Source organism: Acinetobacter sp. LCT-H3, assembly GCF_001866125.1.
GTDB lineage: Bacteria > Pseudomonadota > Gammaproteobacteria > Pseudomonadales > Moraxellaceae > Acinetobacter > Acinetobacter schindleri.
In genome coordinates, this window is sequence record NZ_MODX01000018.1 from 50,243 (window position 1) to 66,047 (window position 15,805).

Below are 15,805 nucleotides of genomic sequence, written 5' to 3' on the forward strand. Positions count from 1 at the left end.
TTGCGAATCATAGCACTGCCTCTAAACTTTTTCTGCAAATCAATTGTTTCAAGCTTGGCAGACTGGTTTTTTTTCTATATCATCCACCGCCATGGTGAAGTGTCCGAGTGGCTGAAGGAGCACGCCTGGAAAGTGTGTATACGTTAATAGCGTATCGAGGGTTCGAATCCCTCTTTCACCGCCAAGATTCATTCCCATAATGTCCTGTGGAATACCAAAAGGCTTAAATTTTAAGGGTTTAAGCCTTTTTTGTTGGCTGTAATTACATATCATGCTGCAATTTCACTATTGGCTATTCCTCAACGCCTTCATTTTTAGCTCCTAGAAAAGCATAAATATTTAATCAGATTCTTTAATTTTTACGGCTTAATAAAGGAAAACTCATTAAGCATGTTGGCTAAATTCCATTTTTAGAAGTTACATTAATTTTAATTTTATGAATCACTATTAAGCTTGTAATATTCTGCCAATTGTTTGAAAAGTGATCTAATATAAAATGTGTAATCAGAAGCTCGCTGTAGTTTCTTTTCCAATTTAATACCTCCTTCCTTATGATGGAGGTATTTTTTTATTTTAAAAAAAATCAGTTCTTATACAGTGGTGAATTCTCTTATACTCTTATTATTCAGCCCCGGATAACAACTAGAAAAGACGATGAAAAAACTAACCTTTACTACCCTGCTCGTTATGTTTGTTATTGCTGGTTGCCAAAAGCAGCCTGAGCAGGCAGAAGCTGCAATGTCGACAGATAAAAACTCTGTAGATGTCATTCAGTTTGAACAGGCGGATCAGAAAATCAGTGGTTTTCTGGACCAGTTAGATAACCCGGCTACGCCTATGGAACTTCGCAAGAAAATCATTTGCGAAGATTATCCTGAGGTGTATTTTAAAGAATATGTACCTGCCTTTATAAAAATTGCGCCAGAAAACACAAAAGAACAGTTAGCACAGGATTTGAAGCTGGCACTGGATTTTTATAAGAAGAAGGACAATGTCGTTTGCTAATGCTTGTCTTTTAATTAATGAACAAATGAATTGCCCTCTTTTCCCTATATATACTTCATGAAAGTTATACAAAAAATTCAGTTACTGAATTCTAACTTGGCATAAAAATAGCTTAATTTTATTGTCATCATCGCTATGTTATGTTGCTCTTAGCGGGCACATAAAAGGAGAAAAAAAACCAGTAGATCCAACCAACCACGCCATTGATCTTGATTCAAACTAAAAGCTAAAAGATAGACACACTGCTATTCGGGAGCGAACATGAATAACAGCGCAAACTATGCAAAACAGATCAAAAATGCTAAACGTGGCGGTTACACTCCGACCATTGCCAAAGACGTCAACAAACACAAGATTCAAAAAGCCCTCAGACTCATCGAACAGTGGAGAAGCCTCGCTCAAGAACTCAAACCCCAAATGCAGTTTGACATGGCCTTTACCTTGGAGGAATGTGCTCAGGATCTGGACCGTATCCTAAAAAGCCGATAAACCTAGTTTTTATTCATCTCTGAAACCAGTTTAAATTTTCCACCCTCGCCCACACTTTCGCATGTGGGCGATTTTCATGAATCCAGCTGATGTATTTCAAGTTTTGCAGCTTTTCGTATCATGCAGAATTCAATCAAACTTAAAATTTTACCAAAGCATTTAAACGGTTATTTTTTGGCTTGCATCACCTCAAAAAATCTGTAGAATGCACACCACAACGCCGGCATAGCTCAGTTGGTAGAGCAACTGACTTGTAATCAGTAGGTCCACAGTTCGAATCCGTGTGCCGGCACCATTTTCTTAGCCTCGCTTTTTTAGTGAGGATTTGATGTTTCTGGAGTCTGCATTTTCTTCGGGCTTAATCTTTTCAGGCACTGTTCTAGTGCTTTGCTTTTGCGCTGATCTGCACATACCGCACCACACCTTCTTTAAAAAGCTTTCGGCATAGTTTTGCGGTCATCTGAATTTTAAATTCATCTAGTCTGGACGTCTTTACAGACTGAACCATTTTTTTTGAATTTAAATCCTGCTGTACATACCTGGCAAAACCGGCAAATACTGATTCTGACAGATCTTCAACCTGAACATCTGTGAATTCAAACTGATCCAGACATTCATATAGCGTACCGAGCGGCATCAAATCACTTAAATTGACATCTGCTGATTTCAGCAAAAGCTGGTATTTATGCTTTTGAAATGAATTTAAAGTTTTCCAGCGCTCAGACAAGACTAGATGATGAAAACCGATTCGCGCTTTTAAATTCAAAACTGGGACTATCTGTTCCAGCAAGCTTGGTACGCTATTGTGATAAGCCGCATCCAGACACAGCACAGCGTTAAACTTATGTGGGAAATGGATATCTTTTAGTCGAAGAAAAGAAGCATGATAAATTGCATTCAGTTCAGGTAAATGCTGCTGAATCCTGGTAACACAAGTTTTCTGTAGCTCTACGCCTGCCAGGTATTGCACCTGATAGTGCTGCTGCCAATGCAGCAGACTGGCACCCTGGCCACAGCCAAGATCCAGTAATTTATCTTTTGAATTTAAATGAATGGTTGCAGCCAGATGATCAGCCAAAGCCTGACAAGCAGCAACATAGTCCTGCTGCCCTGTCTGCCAGTAACCAAGATTGCTCCAGGGCAATAATGAAGTATCTCCAAGCAATGCCGCATTAATAGCATATTTATGCTCGGGTAGACGCTGCCGAAAGGCCTGGAACAGTTTCATGCTTAATAACCGAGTTGTGGTGCAACCTCAATATTCGGTTTTAATCCCTCGAATGGCAATGGTGCGCCAAAGATTTCTGCAATCTTCATCGCTGAAGTAACTGCAGATTCCAGAATTGGCAAGCCATCACATGACCATGAACCACAATAGAATACCTTACGGTCCTGATCCAGATGACGTTGCTGTAATTCCTTGTTCAAGGCTACAGTATGCGCATCAACCACTGCGCGGGTCAGTGTCACAGAAGAAATAACTTTCTTCGGATCGATATCAGTCACCGGACGCCAGGTCTGGAATACCGGAGATTTACCCACTAATGTTGGTTCAACCGCATTGAGCCATACCGTGAACTGCTGACGGGTAAACTTACGGTCCATCATATAGCTTAGTACTGCCCAGTCTTTACGTTTCGGCGGCATAACGCTGGTATCGGTATGAATCACCAATTGCCCCTGCTCAAACTGGAATTTTTTTAGTAATTCAATATCTGTTGCAAACTGGTCTTTATCAAGAAATTCCTCGATCTTATTGGTGGGTGTAGCAACGATGACACGGTCAAATAACTTGGAATAACCCGCCGCATTTTCTACACGGACCTGATCACCCTGCTGTTGTACCAGCGTGGTTGCTGCACCACTGACAATGTCGATGCCTTCAATCAGTTTATCCACCAAGGCTGGTGTACCGCCCTGCATACGTAATAATGCATCGCCATCTGTCAGTTGACGTAGGAAAATCAATAAGGGCTTGGCTGGCCATTCACCAATGGTTTTTGGGTTACAGGTACAGATGGTATACAGCACTGGCATCACCGCACCATGCCAGAATACTTCTTCAATATCATTGCGATTAATAAATTCTGCCAGGCTGATATCCTGATTTTTAGATTTAAAGAATTTGTTCAACGCTGTTTTTAGTTGTAATAAACCTTTAACCAGACGCCAGCCATACTGCTGAAGGCCTTTACGGTTATTGATAATCGGAAAGTTACCAATTCGGCTACGCGAAGTCGTCAGCCAGGTTTCAGTCCGGTCCTCAAATAACCAGCTGCACGCCATATAAGTGCGTACCGGATAGGTCTTGATCCCCAGATGAGTCGCAAGACTTAGCGTATTTTTCCACAAGTACGGATTCATCACACGCAAAGGAGCATCTACCAGCCCACCTTCAAACTCGAGGCTGTGACTGTCCATGCCGCGCCCTTGCAGCGCTTCAAAAATAGTGATGTGATGTCCTGCATCCTGAAGAATTCTGGCTGTAGCCAGTCCGGCCATGCCACTACCAATTACTGCGATATCCAAACTGATCATCCGTCATTGAGAAACTTTTAGAAATTATGTACCAAGCCTGCCGTAATTAGGCTATTAAAATCTTCCAGATTGCGTTTTTTTCAGATGGACTAAAGCGCTTGAAAATTCATAATTTTTTACATTTTTAATATAAAAAGTTAACACTGTTTAAATTTATGCTTTTATTGATATTTTTTGTATTTTTAAAAAAATTATCCTTTAAAAACAATACATTTAAATTAACCAATTTTTTAACTTTCGTTTTACAAAAGATACAAGAAGCGCTATAATTTTCTGCATAATAAAATGATAACTCCATCGCCCTCCACAGTGTTGAAGTTATTTAAAAAATCTTATAATCAGAAGAACTTACAGCGCATAACTATTTAAGAGCCTCTGCACTGCAGAGGCTTCTTTCTTTCTGGACTGACATTTTTATTCAGCAGCTACCGGAATTTCTCCAAATTTACCCTGATTAAAATCCTGGAAGGCTTGGACAATTTCTTCCTTGGTATTCATCACAAAAGGACCATAACCTTGAATGGGTTCCTTCAAGGGTTCACCGGTCAAGACTACGAATTTGCTGTCCTGATAAGCCTGAATCTGGATTATAGGATCGCTATCCTGAGCAAATATCACAATAGAACTGTCCAGAACTTTCTGGCCAGCATTCACTACCAGCTCTCCACTCAATAGCACCAGCAAAGCATTATGACCGGCAGGTATCTGCAGCATCGTTTCATAATCTGCTTTGAGCTCACCGTCCCAGACATTGACCGGACTAAAGGTATGCGCCGGACCATGATGCCCATCAAGTTCACCAGCGATGACCCGAATATGCCCTGCACCTTCATCCATTTCAATCCGAGGAATATCAGTTGCCGTCAGTGCCTGATAACGCGGTGTAGTCATTTTGTCTTTGGCAGGTAAATTTACCCACAGCTGGACCATTTCAAACAGACCACCATTCCGGGCAAAGTCTGGAGAATGGAATTCTTCATGCACCACGCCTGCACCTGCAGTCATCCACTGTACATCACCTGCCTGAATCGTACCGCCACCACCGCCAGAATCCTTATGCGTTACTCCACCCTGATAGGCGATTGTCACGGTTTCAAAACCACGGTGTGGATGTGAACCGACACCCTGCTGCACCGTAGTCGGATCAAAATGATACGGCGCTGCATAATCCAGCAGCAGGAACGGACTGATGACCTGACCAAGACGGTCATAAGAAAACAGGTTTTTAACCGGAAATCCATCACCGACCCAATGCATGTGTTGATTACGGTAAACGCCTATGACTTTTTTCATCTTTTTACTCCTATCTGAATAGGATGAACATGCAGTCATTGTATGCGTTGTGGACAGCTATCGATACTATGCCAATGAAATGCAGTATCCCGAATATAAGACAATACTGGTGTCAGTACTGGTACCCTACAACTGGTTTATACCTTATGTAAAAGCCAGCGTCGGGTGATGAAAAAACTGATCGAGCATCTGATTGAAGGTTTGCGTGCCGTAGCCGGAAGTCATCAAGGCTATATGATTTAATTGTCCTTTCATTTTCGAATAACCATAAAAAAATCCAGCGCTGAAGGCTGGATTTTTTTAGATTTGATAAAGATTTATCGAATTAGATTTTACCTACCAGGTCGATTGAAGGAGCTAGGGTTGCTTCGCCTTCTTTCCATTTTGCAGGACATACTTCACCTGGATGAGCATGTACGTACTGAGCTGCTTTTACTTTACGAAGCAGTTCCTGTGCGTCACGACCGATACCACCTGCGTTGATTTCAATGATCTGGATTTTACCATCCGGATCGATCACGAAAGTACCGCGGTCAGCCAAACCTTCAGCTTCGATCAGCACTTCAAAGTTTTTCGCCAGAGCCCAGGTTGGATCGCCAATCATTGGATACTGGATTTTACCAATCACGTCAGACGTGTCATGCCAAGCTTTATGCGTAAAGTGCGTATCCGTGGATACACCATAGATTTCTACACCCAGTTTCTGGAATTCAGCATATTGATCGGCAAGATCGCCTAATTCTGTTGGACAAACAAAAGTGAAGTCAGCAGGATAGAAGAATACAACAGACCATTTGCCTTTCATGTCCTGCTCAGATACTTCAACAAATTGACCATTGTGGTAAGCAGTTGCATTAAATGGCTTAACTTCAGTATTGATTAAACTCATGTGATTTTTCCTATCAGTTCGCGGGAATTCATTCGATGAACTAAGAATACGCAAAAACTAATAATAGATAAAACCGTAACTTTTTATAAAAACTATCGTTTTTTTAGATTTATAAATTCTATTAATTTTTTACTTATTATCTTTTATTCCAATTTAACTCCTGACCTCTACCGAGAGAAATGCTGTAAAGAATCCCAAACTGACTGCGCCAAAGCAGATGCATGTTTTTGCGGAGAATCCTTGACTCGACCTGCCAGCCAGGTACGGCAATAGCTTTCTGTCGCGCCAATTACTAAAGAGGTCAGTAAAGCAGGTGGTACAGCTTGCAGACAAGCGGCATCTGACTGCTGGGCCAGCCATTTCTTTAAATCCTGATTGCGCTGGCTGGTACGCTGTTCCAGATCCTGACGCAGTTCTGAGGTATGTACCACATGATGGGCCGCATAGAGAAAACGGGCAAAGTCTGGATAACTGATGACCCAATCAATATAACTTCGGATAATGGCATGAATACCCTGTTCAGCACTTTTCGCTTGGGATAAGGCATCTAAACGTCGGCTGGACTGATCCTTTAAAGCGGCTAGATACAGCGCAGCTACGATCCCATCCTTGTGATGAAAATGATGATAAATTGCGCCAACACTGGTTTCTGCCCGATCCCGAATCATTTCAATTGTCGTTGCAGCTATGCCACTTTGTAAAAATTCCTGTAGCGCACAATTCAGAATTTGACGCTTTAAGGCCAAGCGTCCGCCTGGATAACTCCCTTCCAATACATCTATACCTTGCATTCTCCTTAATGTGCTCGGCACCGTTAATCATTAACTTGTCTATTTTAAACACTTTTCTTGTGAGTCCTGCAAATACAGAATATTATTCTGTATGAGGATCTTATTATTATTCACCTCTTACGCAGGATCGCGATCATGAGCCAGGCTCTAAAAATATGGAAAACCTTTCACAAAAAACCAGGTGGTAAATACATATTTTCCAGATTACTTTGCATAAAAATACCTTATTTCAGCAGTATTTCCCCATTGCTAAACGCTTGCTCCGTATTATTGCGAAGTGAGCATGAAGAAACATGCGGCTGTACTCAATCATCTAGATACAATCCATGCGATTGCCATATGCAATCTGGCTGAACTGGCAGCAGGTACCATGACCGATGCCAGCGTCCCCAAAACCCATTCCTGGATTCTAAAAGGTATGCAGGTCGAATATCTTAAAAGAGCAACGACCGATTTAAGAGCTATTGCCACACCTGCAAAGTTAAATGTTGAATGGCATGAAATCGCTGAATACCAGGTTAATGTTGAGGTTCTGGATATGGCACAAGAAACCGTATGCCGTGCCCTCATTACAATGTGGGTATCTCCTAAAAAGAAGAAAACAAATAAACGTGTTTAAAAAAACCCGTCGGATGACGGGCTTTTAAGGATGCTTTTCTGCTTTAAATTTTAATCAAAATGGTAAGTCATCATCCAGGTCTGCTGCAGGCGCTGCAACTGGAGCTGGTGCAGATTTTGGCGCAAAACCGCTTGGGTTATTATTGCCATAGCCATTACCACCCGCAGGTGCATTATTGAAGCCACCTTGCTGTGGTGCATTATAACCTTGTTGACCAGCATTGTTATTGCCATAGCCGCCCTGGTTATTGTTGAAACGTGGCTGTGCAAAACCGCCATTGTCTGACTGTTCACCTTGAGGACGGCCAGAATCCAGCATTTGCATCTGCTCACCACGGATTTCTGTAGTGTAACGCTCTTGACCACTTTGGTCTGTCCACTGACGGGTACGTAGTGAACCTTCGATATAGACTTTAGAACCTTTACGTAGATACTGCTGTGCAATTTCACCTAAACGGTTATGCAGCACAATGCGGTGCCATTCTGTTTGCTCTTTACGCTCACCAGTGTTCTTATCCGTCCACGAATCACTAGTCGCGATAGAGAATTGAGTGAGAGAACCCCCATTCGGGAAAGTTTTTGTTTCAGGATCTCGACCTAAAGTACCTACTAAAATAACCTTATTTACACCACGCATGAGACCTATACTTCCTATTTGTTTCTATATTTTACTTTATAAGAGTTATGCTTAAATGGCTACCTCTTTACCCAACAAGTGCGTTAATTGTTGTCGCGCAGTATCATTAATCTGCTGTTTATCAACCTTGACGTAGGCCACTTGCTGTTCAGGCATCACCACGACTTCTTCAATACCATGAATAGATAAAAGCTGTGAAGTCCATTCATCTGTTTGTCGATTTTCAGGCAGGCTTAACACCAGGGACGAAAGATAGCGCGGCTGAGCCAGACCAAAACTGATGAGCAGCCAAATTATAGCAACCGCAGTCAGAATACTCCAACCCATGGAAGTATCATTCAGCAACAAAAGTTGTCCGCCTAGCGTACCGCCAAAGAAGGCGCCGAGGAACTGACTGCTGGCATTCACGCCCATCGCTGTTGCCTTGGACTGAATTGGCGCAACCTTGGATAACCACGATGGTAATAAGGCTTCCATTACATTGAAGGCAATAAAGAAGATCCCTAAACCAGTGAGCAGGATATATTTCGATTCAAAGCCAAAAATCAGTACCAATAGGCCAACGATAATTCCCGCAATTGCAGTCAGGAAAATACCACGCATTTTGCGGTATTTTTCCGCCAGAATAATGCTTGGAAAAGCAAAGAACAGACTAATCACGAGTAAGGGCAGATACACCCAGCCATGACTGGCCAAAGGAATATTAGCGAACTCAATCAGCTGTGAAGGCACATAGATAAACATTGCCGTGAGTAACAGATGCAGGCTAAACACCGAAACATGCAGGCGATTCAGGTCACCCATTTTTAGGACTTGTTTCAGCTGGATCAGATACCCCTGCTGAAAATTACGATGATGACGGGTCACTTTCGGCACCATCAGCAGCATCGCAATTGCCGCAAACCCCATTATGGTAGTCACCCAGAACAGCCCTGAAATACCCACAAGACCCGTTAACCAAGGACCTAAGGTAAATGCCACCACAAAAGATAAGCCGATACTCATGCCCATAGTCGCCATAGCTTTCATGCGGTTTTCTTCACGGGTCACATCGGCAAGCAATGCCATGACCACCGCCGAAACCGCACCGCCGCCCGCAATGGCACGCCCAATAATCACTCCATAGATTGTGTCCGACATGGCGGCAATTGCACCACCCAGAGCGAATAGCAATAACCCAATGACCACCAATGGTTTGCGACTGAAACGGTCTGCAATCAGGCTAAACGGAATCTGTAGAATGGCCTGAGTCAGACCATAAACCCCCACTGCCAGGCCAATCAGTGCCGGCGTAGCATATTCATATGACTGTCCTGCAACCGAAAATACAGGGATAATCATAAACAACCCCAGCATGCGCAGTGCAAAAATGCTGCTAAGCGCAAAGGTTGAGCGACGTTCTAGGGCATTCATCATAAATTATGGTAGTTCAATTGATGGATCTTCAGGCGAAGATTATAGGACATTCGGCCGGGATGGATGCAGGAATTTTATTTGAAATAAAGATGATGCTGATCTAAAAAATAAAAAAGCGCAGCCGAAGCTACGCTTTTCATTCAGGGTCAGCACTTTATTTGTCTAAAGCTGCCTGACGCTTCTTGTACTGAATCGAGGCAATCACTGCCCAGACAATAAAGGCCACACCGATCAGACCGGTCACCAATTCTGGTACATGCAGGCCGGTTCCGCTGGCAATCATAATGAAAGCCAAGGCACCAATCGCATAATGCGCACCATGTTCCAGATAGATATAGGCATCCAATGTGCCCTGCTCAACCAGATAAATCGTCATTGAACGAACAAAGATCGCACCAATTGCCAGACCGAGCATGATGATCACCACGTCTGAGGTAATCGCAAAGGCACCTATCACGCCATCAAAACTGAACGAGGCATCCAGAACTTCTAAATAGAGGAAACCACCAATACCGGCTTTCACTACACCGGTCGGTACGCCATTTTCATCATGACGAACTGCATTGCCATTTTCATCCACTTCAGGTTCACCACCGAGCATATGACTCAGCACCTGCACCCCGATATAAATCACGATGCCCCAGATTCCCGCCATGGTCACGACCAGACGCTTGGCTTCATCGACATTGGCTGCCATGATTAACAAGGCCACCAGTGCAATAAAGACCGACATCGCCGGAACACTGGCCAGGTTGGATAAACGGCGTTCTACTCGTCTGAACCAGTGGGTATCCTTTTCTTCATCCAGGAAGAAATTCAGGAATACCATCAACAGGAAGGCACCACCAAATGCCGCAATTTCAGGATGATGCGCCATCAAACGCGCTGAATATTCTTTTGGATCATTCAGGGCCAGACGTACCACTTCCATAAAGCCCAGGTCTGCAGTCACTGCAACAATGACCACCGGGAAGATCAGACGCATCCCGAAAACTGCAATCAGAATACCCACTGTCAGGAATAGCATTTTCCAGAAATGATCCCAGCCACGCAGAACAGAGGCATTGACAACCGCGTTATCGAAGGACAACGACACTTCCATAATCGCCAGAATGGCGGTAATGGTCAGTGCTGTGAACATGGTTTGCAGGCCCGCTTCCGGACCATGGGTATAACCCCAATAAGCAGACAAACCAAGGCACACGATCGAAAATGCGATTGAGAAACCAAAATGTTTCAACATACAAATCGACCTTAGATAAATTTCATTGAGTGTATTTCTTTTATTGTAGGGAAATACCAAGACTAAAACTTGTCTCAATTATGAAACTTTTGCCGCATAAACCAAAGCACTTCCTGAACCATTTTTTGCGTATTTTCTGCTTTTCAAATCTATCGATCTTTTCAACGGGTCGATCTTTGCTATAGTGCTGCATGCTTTGACTTCAACTGCTCAGGATTTCAGTATGAGTTTCTCTCAAGACGTATGGCAACGTAACCTCGAACTTTATCAAAAGACCCTGGCCCTGCCTTTTAACCAGCAGCTGGCACAAGGCACATTGAGCCGTGATGCCTTCAGTCATTATGTGATTCAGGATGCGCATTATTTGCTGGCCTATGGCCGTGCACTGGCAGTCTGTGCCGCCAAAGCCTTTGAGGCTGATGATGTGATCCAGTTTAGTGAAGCGGCTAAAATTGCGATTGTGGTCGAGCGCAGCCTGCATAATGGCTTTATGCAGGATTTCGGTATCAGCAAAGCCCAGTTCGAAGATACGCCGTTGACTCTGGCCTGCCATCACTATACTTCCTATTTGCAGGCAACTGCCTGGGCCGAAAGCTATCCGGTGGTGCTGGCAGCCCTGCTGCCATGTTTCTGGATTTATGCAGAAGTCGGCAAGGATATTGTCGATAAGGCCGCAGCCAATAATCTTTATCAGGCCTGGATTGATACTTACGCCGGGGAAGATTTCCATACTGCTGTACGCAATGTGATTGCAACTGTGGATCGCGTAGCAGCGCGTGTCGATGCCGACACCCTGGAAAAAATGCATACAGCCTATACCCATGCAGCGCGTCTGGAATGGTTGTTCTGGGACAGCGCATTTGAGCAACGCCAGTGGCCTGGTCTGGATTGATACAAGCTGAATTCAGCCCTGTTCAATACGGGGCTTTTTATTTTTTCTATAACATTCTGGATGATGCAAAATCATTATAATTTTGATCGTGATCGACACGCTGCAATTCTACGCACTCTGTCTTTTTACAGAGCTTAAATCCATGTTCAAATGCTTTGATTAAAAGCAGGACCAAAATTTTAATCGGAAAAAATATCTCATACATTTTTAACTTATTGCTTTGGTACTGATCTTTTGACCAATCACCGACATAACTTGACGTTTAAAATACTTTTATTTGCACTTGAACATTTTTCATCCGGTATCATATAAGGGTTTTTGATGAATATTCTAGGATCATTGCATGAGCCAAAGCCACATCCGTATTCGAGGCGCACGTACCCATAACCTTAAAAATGTGAACCTTGATATACCACGCGACAAGTTTGTGGTGATTACGGGACTGTCTGGTTCAGGTAAGTCTTCACTGGCATTCGATACCCTGTATGCCGAAGGTCAGCGCCGTTATGTCGAGTCATTGTCTGCCTATGCACGCCAGTTTCTGTCCCAGATGGAAAAACCGGAAGTCGATTCAATAGAAGGCTTAAGTCCGGCCATTGCGATCGAGCAGAAGTCGACCAGCCACAACCCGCGTTCAACCGTGGGGACTATTACTGAAATTTATGACTATCTGCGTCTGCTGTATGCTCGCGTCGGTACACCTTATTGTCCAGAACATGACCTGCCGATGGTCGCGCAAACCGTGAGTGAAATGGTGGATGCGGTAAAAGGCTTGGAAGAAGGTACTGGCCTGATGCTGTTGGCGCCTGTCGTACGTGAACGTAAGGGTGAATATTCCGCATTATTTGAACAGTTACAGAGCCAGGGTTTTGTACGCGCCCGCGTGGATGGCGAGATCATGGAAATTGATCCTCCGCCAGAACTGGATAAAAAGAAAAAGCATACCATTGAAGTGGTGGTTGACCGCTTTAAAGTGCGTGATGATCTGGGTAACCGTATTGCCGAAAGCTTTGAAACTGCACTTCGTCTGGGTGGCGATATTGCCATTGTCTCGCGGATGAAAGGCGAACGACCAGATCGTGTTTTCTCAGCCAAACATTCCTGCCCGAAATGTGATCGTGCGGTGGCAGAACTGGAACCACGTCTGTTCTCGTTCAATAATCCATTTGGTGCCTGCCCGGTTTGTGATGGCCTCGGTACGCGTAGCCATTTTAGTGCAGATAAACTGATTCCAAATCCTGAACTGAGTATCAGTCAAGGCGCAATCCGGGGTTGGGACCGTCAGCGTCCATATTATTACAGCATGATCGAAAAGGTCGCCAATCACTTTGGCTATTCACTGGATACGCCATGGAATCAGCTCGAAGCCGATGTTAAAAAGAAATTCCTCTATGGAACCGGTCGCGAAAAGATTGACCTGAGTTATATTGATGAACGCGGTCGCCGTCATAATCGTGTGATTGCTTTTGAAGGTGTACTGCCGCATTTAGAACGCCGTTATCGTGAAACTGAAAGCAATTATGTCCGTGATGATTTGGCACAGTACTTGTCCAATGCAGCCTGTGATGCCTGCGATGGTTCACGTCTGAATGAAATTTCACGTAATGTCAAAATTCTGGACAAGACCATTGCTGACATTACCCGCATGTCGATTGGTGACGCCGAAAGCTACTATCAAGGTCTGAATCTTGAAGGTGCCCGCGGTGAAATTGCCGATAAGATTTTTAAGGAAATCCGTGAGCGTCTGCACTTCCTGGTGTCTGTTGGTTTAAATTACCTGAGTCTGTCCCGTTCAGCTGAAACTTTATCTGGTGGTGAAGCACAACGTATACGTCTGGCTTCTCAGATCGGTGCCGGTCTGATGGGTGTCATGTATGTGCTGGATGAACCCTCGATTGGCCTGCACCAGCGTGATAACGACCGTCTGCTACAAACCTTGGTACGTCTGCGTGATCTTGGTAATACAGTATTGGTCGTTGAACATGATGAAGATGCGATTCGTGCCGCTGATCATATTATTGATATTGGTCCAGGTGCCGGCGTACATGGCGGTCATGTGATTGCTGAAGGAACCTATCAGGAACTTGCTGAACATGAAGATTCCCTGACTGGTAAATATCTGTCTGGCAAGCTGAAAATTGAAGTACCGAAAAAACGGACCCAACCACCAAAACCGGAAGAACAGATCAGGCTGATGGGTGCAGCAGGCCATAATCTGAAAAATGTCGACCTGACCATTCCATTAGGGGTGATGACCTGTGTCACGGGTGTATCAGGTTCAGGTAAATCGACGTTAATTAACCGCACCTTGTTGCCACTAGCAGCAACACAGCTCAATGGTGCGACTACTCAGACCTCAGAGAAATTTGATTCGATTGATGGTTTGCAATTCTTGGATAAAGTTGTAGATATTGATCAGAGTCCGATTGGACGTACACCACGTTCCAACCCAGCGACTTATACCGGTCTGTTTACTCCGATTCGTGAACTGTTTTCACAAACACAGGAAGCCAAGGCACGTGGTTATGCAGCCGGCCGTTTCTCGTTTAACGTGAAAGGTGGTCGCTGTGAGGCCTGCGAAGGCGACGGTATGATCAAGGTGGCAATGCACTTCCTGCCGGATATGTATGTACCGTGTGATGCCTGTCAGGGCAAGCGTTATAACCGTGAAACGCTGGAAGTAAACTACAAAGGCAAGAACATTTCTGATGTACTGGAGATGACTGTTGAAGATGCCATGCATTTCTTCGATGCCATTCCAGTGATTCACCGTCGATTGGAAACCTTGCATCAGGTTGGCTTAGGTTATATCCGTCTGGGTCAGTCTGCGACAACACTTTCTGGTGGTGAAGCACAGCGGGTGAAACTGGCACGTGAACTGGCAAAACGTGATACCGGCCAAACCCTGTATATTCTGGATGAACCGACGACTGGCCTGCATTTCCATGATATTGCCAAGCTGCTAGATATCCTGCATCAGCTCCGTAACAAGGGCAATACCATTGTGGTGATTGAGCATAACCTGGATGTGATTAAGACTGCGGACTGGATCGTGGACTTAGGTCCTGAAGGTGGTTCAGGTGGTGGTATGATTATCGCGGAAGGTACGCCTGAAGAAGTGGCAAAGAGTAAGACTTCGCATACCGCGCGGTTCTTAAAGCCGTTATTGAAATAATTTAATCCTTCCCGACCCTCCTTTATAAAAGGAGGGAGTATTTCAATATCAATTCAATGGAGTCCCCCTCTTTACAAAGAGGGGTTAGGGGAGATTAAAAGGAAAATAGAAGACTAAAATTATTGGGGCAATAATGCGCTTTTCAGAAAGATACGGATATAAGCCTGTTCGAGAAATAATTCAAAAAGAAAGTATGGATGAACATCTAAGAGTTAGTCTTTGGAATGTATTGCATGAATGTTTATGGGATAGAGCTTTCAGTAATCAAGAATCTTTTTACACTTTAGATTCACATCTGAGTAAGCTTATAAAATCATATTGGTCAACCTTCTTTCAATTACCTTTAGACCTTATACCAGAAGAATTTGAAGAAGCATTACAACAAATTAGAAAATATTTTTTCAATTTCAAATGGTATGAAACTTATGATTTTATTGAAAATACAATAGAGTATTACCCAACATGGTACGTATCGCCTAACTTCAAATTTATAGATGATCTAAACAATGTTTTAGAACGAGAAAACAGCGCTTATAGAATAATTAATGAGCATGTTATTAAAATAACATCCGAACAAGAAATTTTATCTATCGAAGAGACTTTAGAAAAATCCAGTCCTTACTCAGGTTTGCAACAACACGTTCAGCAAGCGTTAAAACTGATGTCTGATCGTCAAAATCCTGATTATCGAAATTCGATTAAAGAGTCTGTTTCGGCATTAGAAGGTATGTGTCAAAAAATATTAAAGAAAGATAAAGTAACTTTAGGTGATGCAATTGGACAAATTGAAAAACAATATCGAGACTGTAAATTAAATTG

General features: G+C 43.5%; 13 protein-coding genes, 2 tRNA genes and 1 pseudogene. 8 read left to right on the plus strand and 8 right to left on the minus strand.

The genetic code is table 11. The features are described 5' to 3' along the window. The first annotated feature begins 93 nt into the window (after positions 1-93). From BK820_RS10430 to BK820_RS10445, 4 genes are all read left to right on the plus strand, one after another. A tRNA-Ser gene (locus BK820_RS10430) sits at positions 94-184 on the plus strand. 470 nt (positions 185-654) lie between these two features. Continuing rightward, positions 655-1,005 (plus strand): hypothetical protein, encoded by a 351-nt coding sequence (locus BK820_RS10435; RefSeq protein WP_004813657.1) that lies wholly within the window; start codon positions 655-657, stop codon positions 1,003-1,005. 261 nt (positions 1,006-1,266) lie between these two features. Continuing rightward, entirely contained in the window at positions 1,267-1,494 is a 228-nt protein-coding gene (locus tag BK820_RS10440) for a hypothetical protein (protein WP_004813658.1), read from the plus strand. A gap of 219 nt (positions 1,495-1,713) precedes the next feature. After that, positions 1,714-1,789, plus strand: a tRNA-Thr gene (locus tag BK820_RS10445). Between the two features lie 84 nt (positions 1,790-1,873). Here the strand turns inward: BK820_RS10445 and BK820_RS10450 are convergent. From BK820_RS10450 to BK820_RS10470, 5 genes are all read right to left on the minus strand, one after another. Then, positions 1,874-2,722, minus strand: a complete 849-nt coding sequence (locus BK820_RS10450; protein ID WP_071320866.1) for an SAM-dependent methyltransferase — start codon at positions 2,720-2,722, stop codon at positions 1,874-1,876. A gap of 2 nt (positions 2,723-2,724) precedes the next feature. Beyond that, on the minus strand, positions 2,725-4,032 hold the full coding sequence (locus BK820_RS10455; protein WP_071320867.1) for an FAD-dependent oxidoreductase: 1,308 nt from the start codon (positions 4,030-4,032) through the stop codon (positions 2,725-2,727). Positions 4,033-4,446: 414 nt separating this feature from the next. Next, a complete protein-coding gene (locus tag BK820_RS10460; RefSeq protein WP_004813665.1) occupies positions 4,447-5,325 on the minus strand; it encodes a pirin family protein in 879 nt (292 codons plus the stop codon). 325 nt (positions 5,326-5,650) lie between these two features. Next, positions 5,651-6,214, minus strand: coding sequence for an alkyl hydroperoxide reductase subunit C (gene ahpC / locus BK820_RS10465; RefSeq protein WP_004813667.1), 564 nt, complete (start codon positions 6,212-6,214; stop codon positions 5,651-5,653). Between the two features lie 167 nt (positions 6,215-6,381). Continuing rightward, positions 6,382-7,005 (minus strand): TetR/AcrR family transcriptional regulator, encoded by a 624-nt coding sequence (locus BK820_RS10470; RefSeq protein ID WP_071320868.1) that lies wholly within the window; start codon positions 7,003-7,005, stop codon positions 6,382-6,384. Between the two features lie 135 nt (positions 7,006-7,140). On the opposite strand from BK820_RS10470, the pseudogene BK820_RS10475 reads away from it, so the two are divergent. Further along, positions 7,141-7,624 (plus strand): annotated as a pseudogene (locus BK820_RS10475) (hotdog fold domain-containing protein). Positions 7,625-7,678: 54 nt separating this feature from the next. On the opposite strand, the gene ssb reads toward BK820_RS10475, so the two are convergent. The 3 genes from ssb to BK820_RS10490 all read right to left on the minus strand — a co-directional run bounded on the left by ssb (position 7,679) and on the right by BK820_RS10490 (position 10,919). Further along, positions 7,679-8,260 carry a single-stranded DNA-binding protein gene (ssb, locus tag BK820_RS10480; RefSeq protein WP_071320869.1) on the minus strand — a complete coding sequence of 194 codons (582 nt, stop codon included), beginning with the start codon at positions 8,258-8,260 and terminating at the stop codon, positions 7,679-7,681. A 51-nt stretch (positions 8,261-8,311) separates the two neighbouring features. Further along, positions 8,312-9,676, minus strand: coding sequence for an MFS transporter (locus BK820_RS10485; RefSeq protein WP_004813673.1), 1,365 nt, complete (start codon positions 9,674-9,676; stop codon positions 8,312-8,314). A gap of 154 nt (positions 9,677-9,830) precedes the next feature. Further along, positions 9,831-10,919 (minus strand): DUF475 domain-containing protein, encoded by a 1,089-nt coding sequence (locus BK820_RS10490; protein ID WP_071320870.1) that lies wholly within the window; start codon positions 10,917-10,919, stop codon positions 9,831-9,833. Between the two features lie 223 nt (positions 10,920-11,142). Between BK820_RS10490 and tenA the strand changes: the two genes are divergently transcribed. The 3 genes from tenA to BK820_RS15380 form a co-directional block, all read left to right on the plus strand. Next, positions 11,143-11,811 (plus strand): thiaminase II, encoded by a 669-nt coding sequence (tenA, locus tag BK820_RS10495; protein ID WP_008305148.1) that lies wholly within the window; start codon positions 11,143-11,145, stop codon positions 11,809-11,811. A 343-nt stretch (positions 11,812-12,154) separates the two neighbouring features. Further along, complete coding sequence (gene uvrA, locus BK820_RS10500) at positions 12,155-14,986, plus strand: excinuclease ABC subunit UvrA (RefSeq protein ID WP_071320871.1); 2,832 nt, start codon at positions 12,155-12,157, stop codon at positions 14,984-14,986. A gap of 133 nt (positions 14,987-15,119) precedes the next feature. After that, positions 15,120-15,805, plus strand: a 686-nt coding sequence (locus BK820_RS15380; RefSeq protein ID WP_143045193.1) for an AbiJ-NTD4 domain-containing protein, incomplete at its 3' end; no start/stop codon positions are given.